Below are 607 nucleotides of genomic sequence, written 5' to 3' on the forward strand. Positions count from 1 at the left end.
TGAGCCATTCCGCGCAAGGTTCTGACTACTGACGGTTGTCACGTGGTGCGGTCGTGGTCGATGTGAAGGATTACCAGGGCCGCCGCGACGATCTTTCCGATCCGCCACGGGTCGAGGCTGACGTTGCGCAGGGCTTTGAACGTCATCTTGAGCAGCGAGTTTCCGCGTTCGCCGATCGCGCATAGGCTGTCGTGGACCTTGTTGAGCTGCTGCTGAGCAACGGTCAGCCGGCCGTTCTTCGGCTTCTTGAACGCGACGGTGATGATGCCGGGCTCGCCCTCGTAGCCCAGGTCACCGAGCGTGCGCAGATCGCCGCCAGCCAGGGTGAGCGCGGGCAGGATCCCGTGGGTGCGGGCTGCGGTGATGTCGTGTTCACGGCCGGGCCGCACATTCGAGGTCCAGATCGGCCACCCATCAGGCACGGTGACGACCTGGATGTTGCCGCCGTGGTTGTCGTGTTTGCCGGACCACCACAGATCCACCCCCGCCGTTGGTCCCGGAGTGCGGCATCGGTCGGTCTCCACCAGGATCCCGTCGATGTTCACATGATCATGACCAGCAGCCTTCGCCGCGAGCAAGGCACCGTGCAGACTCGGCGATCTGGCCG

Annotated in this window: 1 protein-coding gene; it reads right to left on the reverse strand. The window is 64.6% G+C overall.

Annotated features, from left to right (window positions below):
- Nucleotides 1-38 precede the first annotated feature (38 nt).
- On the reverse strand, nucleotides 39-607 hold a 569-nt coding region (locus tag Asi03nite_RS37550; RefSeq protein ID WP_203685268.1), incomplete at its 5' end, for an HARBI1 family protein.

The organism is Actinoplanes siamensis (assembly GCF_016862395.1).
GTDB classification, from domain to species: Bacteria; Actinomycetota; Actinomycetes; order Mycobacteriales; family Micromonosporaceae; genus Actinoplanes; species Actinoplanes siamensis.